The organism is Micromonospora deserti (assembly GCF_003236335.1).
In the GTDB taxonomy this organism is placed as follows: domain Bacteria; phylum Actinomycetota; class Actinomycetes; order Mycobacteriales; family Micromonosporaceae; genus Micromonospora; species Micromonospora deserti.
The window spans coordinates 1-5665 of the sequence record NZ_POUB01000338.1; the positions used below are offsets into that span (position 1 = coordinate 1).

5 protein-coding genes and 1 pseudogene are annotated in these 5665 nt (G+C 74.8%); 5 read left to right on the forward strand and 1 reads right to left on the reverse strand.

Annotated features, from left to right (window positions below):
• Positions 1–473 (forward strand): annotated as a pseudogene (locus C1I99_RS34310) (hypothetical protein); the annotation flags it as partial.
• Between the two features lie 77 nt (positions 474–550).
• Positions 551–1183, forward strand: coding sequence for a DUF305 domain-containing protein (locus C1I99_RS28595; RefSeq protein ID WP_233512766.1), 633 nt, complete (start codon positions 551–553; stop codon positions 1181–1183).
• Positions 1184–1316: 133 nt separating this feature from the next.
• Here C1I99_RS28595 and C1I99_RS28600 read toward each other — a convergent pair whose 3' ends face one another.
• Complete coding sequence (locus C1I99_RS28600) at positions 1317–1619, reverse strand: metal-sensitive transcriptional regulator (protein WP_111137312.1); 303 nt, start codon at positions 1617–1619, stop codon at positions 1317–1319.
• 149 nt (positions 1620–1768) lie between these two features.
• Between C1I99_RS28600 and C1I99_RS28605 the strand changes: the two genes are divergently transcribed.
• Genes C1I99_RS28605 through C1I99_RS28615 form a run of 3 tightly spaced genes read left to right on the forward strand, consistent with a single transcriptional unit; the run spans position 1769 to position 5297 of the window.
• Positions 1769–1978 carry a heavy-metal-associated domain-containing protein gene (locus C1I99_RS28605; RefSeq protein ID WP_111137313.1) on the forward strand — a complete coding sequence of 70 codons (210 nt, stop codon included), beginning with the start codon at positions 1769–1771 and terminating at the stop codon, positions 1976–1978.
• A 31-nt stretch (positions 1979–2009) separates the two neighbouring features.
• Positions 2010–3029 (forward strand): DUF8832 domain-containing protein, encoded by a 1020-nt coding sequence (locus C1I99_RS28610; protein WP_111137314.1) that lies wholly within the window; start codon positions 2010–2012, stop codon positions 3027–3029.
• 12 nt (positions 3030–3041) lie between these two features.
• On the forward strand, positions 3042–5297 hold the full coding sequence (locus C1I99_RS28615; protein WP_111137315.1) for a heavy metal translocating P-type ATPase: 2256 nt from the start codon (positions 3042–3044) through the stop codon (positions 5295–5297).
• The last annotated feature ends 368 nt before the right edge of the window (positions 5298–5665 follow it).

Below are 5665 nucleotides of genomic sequence, written 5' to 3' on the forward strand. Positions count from 1 at the left end.
AGATGTGTATAAGAGCCAGCGCCGTGCCCGCCGGTTCCGTGCGGGCCGGGCCCGCTGATCGGGCGCACGCGGTGCCGGCCGGTCCCGCGCGGGCCGCGCCCGCTGATCGGGCGCACGGGCCCGCCAACCCCCCGCCAGCGGTGCCCGGTCCGGGCGTGTCCGCCCACGCCGTGGCTGAGGCCGTCTCCGCCCTGGCCCGCGCCGTGGATCGGCTGCTCCCGGCCGACCGGTGGTCCCCCAGCCACCGGCTGCTCTCGGAGGGCGGCGGCGGCGAGCTGCCGGGATGGGCGGTCTGCCTCGCCGTGCTCGGCGCGCTCGCCGTGTCGGTGCTGCTCGCCGTGCTCCTGCTGGCCGGCGTCGCCAGCGTGGGCCGGGAGGGCCGCAGCTCGCTCGGCCCGTCCCCGTCGCCCCGGGCGCCGCCGCACCGGCCGCTCGGTCTGCGGCTCGCCACGGTCTCGGTGCTGCGCAGATAGGACGCCTCGGCGCGGACCAGCTCACCGGTCCGCGTCCCCGTCCTGCTGCGTACGTTCCGACACCGAAAGGCTCAACCGTGAACACTCGTACCATCGCGCGCCGTGCCGCCCTGGCCGGCGTGACCGTGACCGCCGCCCTCGCCCTGGCCGCCTGCGGGGCTGGGAACCACCCGCCCGCCGGCGCCGGGCACGACAAGTCCATGTCCACCCCGACGGGTGTCCCCACGTCCGCCGACGCGTCCGCGTTCGGTGACGCCGACGTGATGTTCGCCCAGATGATGATCCCGCACCACCGGCAGGCGGTGGAGATGTCGGAGCTGGCCGCGACGCGGGCCGCCGACCCGGAGGTCAAGCGGCTGGCTGGTGAGATCAAGGCCGCCCAGGCGCCGGAGATCGCCACCATGAGCGGCTGGTTGGCCGCCTGGGGCCGACCCGTGCCCTCGCCGGGCGCGGAGCTGCCGCACGTGGATCACGGGATGCCCGGCATGATGCCCGACGAGGACATGACCAGGTTGGCGTCGGCCTCGGGTCGGGAGTTCGACCGGCTGTTCCTGACCATGATGATCGCCCACCACGAGGGCGCCGTGACGATGGCCCGGGACGAGCTCAGCCGGGGCGTGAACACGGAGGCGAAGAGCCTCGCCGAGCAGATCATCAGCGCCCAGCAAGCCGAGATCGACACGATGCGGAGGATCCTCGCCCGGCTCTGAGCCGGCCGCACCGTCGCCCGGGCCCCCTGATGTCAGGCGCGCCCGGGCGACGGGCGTCGGTGACCGGTGGACGGGCCGTAAGGGGTGAAGAGGTGGTGCCGGCGGGCGGCGGGTGTGTGCGGGACGGCGCTGGTCAGCCGCGCTTCATCAGGCGGCCGACCGCGGCCATCATCTCGGTGGCCATCTCGTCGGCCCGGCCCTCGGCCGCGCCCTCGTGCATGCAGTGCCGGGCGTGCCCATCGAGCAGGCCGAGGGCGACCTTGTCCAGGGCGGCCTGGATGGCGGAGATCTGGGTGAGGACGTCGATGCAGTACCGGTCGTCGTCGACCATCTTCTCGATGCCGCGGACCTGTCCCTCGATGCGGCGCAGCCGGGCGAGCAGTTGGTCCTTGCTGGCGGTGTAGCCCCGGGTGGGGGCGGGCGTGGGTGCGGTCATGCGACCGAGGATAGCGTACCCCTCGGGGGTATGGTACGGTCCTCGTGCGGCCGATACCCCCACCGGGTACCGGTGCGACGAGTAGGCGGTCATCCGTTCTCGTATTACCCCTAGGGGGTATTATGGGTGGCGGTGAGAGGAGAGTTCCGATGGTCACCACGACGTACCAGGTGCAGGGCATGACCTGTGGGCACTGCGTCAGCTCGGTCAGCGCCGAGGTCGGCGCGATCCCGGGCGTCAGCGACGTCCAGGTCGACCTGGCCACCGGCCGGGTCGCCGTCACCAGTGAGAGCCCGTTGGACATCGACACCGTGCGCGCCGCGGTCGACGAGGCCGGCTACGACCTCGTCGGCAGCTGACGGCCGGCACGGAGAGACCCGAGGTGCACCGATGAACACGGCGACGAAGCTGAGTGGTTTCGCCCTCGGCATCGCGGCGGTGTTCGGCGCGGCGTACGGGGTCGGCCAGGTGGCCGGCCCCGTGGCCCCGGCCGCCGAGACCCGCCACGACGCCACCGACGGCGGCCACGCGACCGCCGGCGGGGCCGGGCACGGGGGCGAGGAGAGCGGCGCCGCGCACCTGCCCGGTGGGCTGCTCGTCTCCGACCGCGGATACACCCTCCGCCCGGTCGGCGCCCCGGCCGGCGAGTTCGCCTTCCAGATCACCGGCCCCGACGGCCGACCGGTCACCGCGTACGACGTGGCGCACGACAAGCCCATGCACCTGATCGTCACCCGCCGGGACCTCTCCGGCTTCCGGCACGTGCACCCGGAGCTGGGCCCGGACGGCACCTGGCGGGTCGCCTCGCCGCTGGGCGGGCCCGGCGTCTGGCGGGCGTTCGCCGACTTCACGCCCACCGGCGGGGAGCCGCTGACCCTCGGTGTCGACGTGACCGTCCCCGGGGCGCTGACCGACCGGCCGCTGCCGGCCCCCGCCACCAGCACCACCGTCGACGGTTACACCGTCACCCTCGCCGGCACCCCGGACCCGGGCCGCACGTCCGCGCTGACCCTGCGCGTGAGCCGTGGCGGGGTGCCGGTCACCGACCTGGAGCCCTACCTGGGCGCGTACGGGCATCTGGTGGCACTGCGGCAGGGTGACCTGGCGTACCTGCACGTGCACCCGGAGGGCGCGCCGGGCGACGGGCGGACGACACCCGGCCCTGACGTGACCTTCTCCGCCGAGGTGCCATCTGCCGGCACGTACCGGCTCTACCTGGACTTCAAGCACGGCGGCACGGTGCGCACGGCCGAGTTCACCGTCGTCGCCGGCACCCCGCACGGTGCCGGTGCTCCGGCCGCGCCCGGCGGCGCGGCGCCGACCGCGGCGCCCACCCCGACCGTGCCCACCACCCCGAGCGCACCGACCGTCGACGCCGACCACGGCGCCCCCGGTCACGGGCACAACTGACCGGAGGTTGCGATGACATCCACCGCGAAACCACTACCGGTGGCGCAGAACCAGATCGAGTTGGCGATCGGCGGGATGACCTGTGCCTCCTGCGCGGCTCGGATCGAGAAGAAGCTGAACCGCCTGGACGGCGTCAGCGCCACCGTCAACTACGCCACCGAGAAGGCCACGGTCCGCTACGTGGACACGGTCACGCCGGACGACCTGATCGCCACGGTGGAGAAGACGGGCTACACCGCGGCCCTGCCACCCCCGCCCGTCCCGACCGGCGCGCCGCGGGCCAGCGGGCCGGTGGACGAGCTGCGCGGGCTGCGTACCCGGCTGTGGGTCTCGGTCGTGCTGACCGTGCCGGTGATCCTGTTGGCGATGGCGCCGGTGTGGCAGTTCGACTACTGGCAGTGGCTGTCGCTGACGCTGGCCGCTCCGGTCGTGGTCTACGGCGGGCTGCCGTTCCACCGGGCGGCGTGGGTCAACCTGCGGCACGGTGCGGCGACCATGGACACCCTGGTCTCGCTCGGCACCCTGGCCGCGTTCGGCTGGTCGCTGTGGGCGCTCTTCCTCGGCGACGCCGGCATGCCCGGCATGACCCACCCCTTCAGCCTTGACATCAGCCGTACCGACGGCGCCGGCAACATCTACCTGGAGGCGGCGGCCGGGGTGACCGTGTTCATCCTCGCCGGCCGGTACTTCGAGGCCCGCTCGAAGCGGACCGCCGGGGCGGCCCTGCGCGCCCTGCTCGAACTCGGCGCCAAGGACGTCGCGGTGCTCCGGGCCGGCGTGGAGACCCGGATCCCGGTCGACCAGCTCGCGGTGGGGGACCGGTTCGTGGTCCGCCCCGGCGAGAAGATCGCCACCGACGGGGTGGTCGACGAGGGCACCTCGGCGGTGGACGCCAGCATGCTCACCGGCGAGTCCGTGCCGGTCGAGGTGGGCCCGGGCGACACCGTGGTCGGCGCGACCGTCAACGCGGGCGGCCGGCTGGTGGTCACCGCGACCCGGGTCGGCTCGGACACCCAGCTCGCCCAGATGGCGAAGCTCGTCGAGGCGGCGCAGACCGGCAAGGCGGCCGCGCAGCGGCTGGCCGACCGGATCTCCGGCGTCTTCGTGCCGATCGTGATCGCCCTCGCCGCCGGCACCCTCGGTTGGTGGCTCGGCACCGGGGCGGGCGCCAGCGCCGCGTTCACCGCCGCGGTGGCGGTGCTGATCATCGCGTGCCCGTGCGCCCTCGGCCTGGCCACGCCGACCGCGCTGCTGGTCGGCACCGGCCGGGGAGCCCAGCTCGGCATTCTGATCAAGGGACCGGAGATGCTGGAGTCCACCAGGCGGGTGGACACCGTGGTGCTGGACAAGACCGGCACCGTCACCACCGGGAAGATGACCCTGGTCGACGTGCTCCCCGCCCCCGGCGAGGACCGCGCCGAGCTGCTCCAGCTGGCCGGCGCCCTGGAGTCCGCCTCCGAGCACCCGATCGCCCAGGCGATCGCCGCCGGTGCCGCCGAAGCGGGCGCGCTGACGCCGGTGACCGGCTTCGTCAACGTCGAGGGCCTCGGCGTGACCGGGTCGGTCGACGGCCGCGAGGTGGTGGTCGGCCGGCTGCGGCTGCTGCGCGAGCGTGGCCTCGACGTACCGCCGCAGGTCGAGCGGGCGGCGACCGACGCGGAGGCCGCGGGGCGGACGGCGGTCCTCGCCGGTTGGCAGGGGCGGGCCCGCGGCGTCTTCGCGGTGGCCGACGTGGTGAAGCCGACCAGCCGGGCAGCGGTCGCCGGGTTGCGCGCCCTCGGCCTGACCCCGGTGCTGCTCACCGGCGACAACACCACCGTGGCGACGGCGGTCGCCGCGGAGGTCGGCATCGACGAGGTCAGCGCCGAGGTGCTCCCGGCCGACAAGGTCGACGTGGTCCGGCGGCTCCAGGCCGAGGGGAAGATCGTGGCGATGGTCGGCGACGGGATCAACGACGCCGCCGCCCTCGCCCAGGCCGACCTGGGGTTGGCCATGGGCACCGGCACCGACGTGGCGATCGAGGCCGCCGACCTGACCCTGGTCCGGGGTGACCTCACGGCGGCGGTCGACGCGATCCGGCTCTCCCGGCGCACCCTCGGCATCATCAAGGGCAACCTGTTCTGGGCCTTCGCCTACAACGTCGCCGCCCTGCCGCTGGCTGCCGCCGGCCTGCTCAACCCGATGATCGCCGGCGCCGCGATGGCCTTCTCCTCGGTCTTCGTCGTCGCCAACAGCCTCCGGCTGCGGCGCTTCCGCCCGGTCGGCTGACCCCGACCGCGCCGCCGGTCCCCCGCCGGGGGCCGGCGGCGCCGTCGTTCCCACCCGGCTGTCGGCGGTACGGCCACCGGCGCCCGGCCAGGGCGACCGGTGACGGCGGGTGGACGGTTGGGTGCCCGCCTCCGGGGTACATCGGGGCCGACGTGTCCCGCCGGCGCGCCGAGTCGTTTCCAGGACGGGCGCCCGCGCCGGCCGAACCCGGCACCGCGCCCGGCCGACCGCCCCGCCGTCCACCTCGGGCGGCCCACCCGAACGAGGAGACCGATGTCCCGATCAGTCGTCTTCGCGCGGCGCGCGGCCGCCACCGTGGCCCTGGCCGTGCTGGCCGTCGGCTGCCAGGACGCGCGCCGCGCGAAGAC

What these genes read in the sequence shown, in the direction of transcription:
- C1I99_RS28600 (WP_111137312.1), bottom strand. Translation starts at nt 1,619, where the DNA reads ATGACCGCACCCACGCCCGCCCCCACCCGGGGCTACACCGCCAGCAAG.
- C1I99_RS28605 (WP_111137313.1), top strand. Translation starts at nt 1,769, where the DNA reads ATGGTCACCACGACGTACCAGGTGCAGGGCATGACCTGTGGGCACTGC.
- C1I99_RS28610 (WP_111137314.1), top strand. Translation starts at nt 2,010, where the DNA reads ATGAACACGGCGACGAAGCTGAGTGGTTTCGCCCTCGGCATCGCGGCG.
- C1I99_RS28615 (WP_111137315.1), top strand. Translation starts at nt 3,042, where the DNA reads ATGACATCCACCGCGAAACCACTACCGGTGGCGCAGAACCAGATCGAG.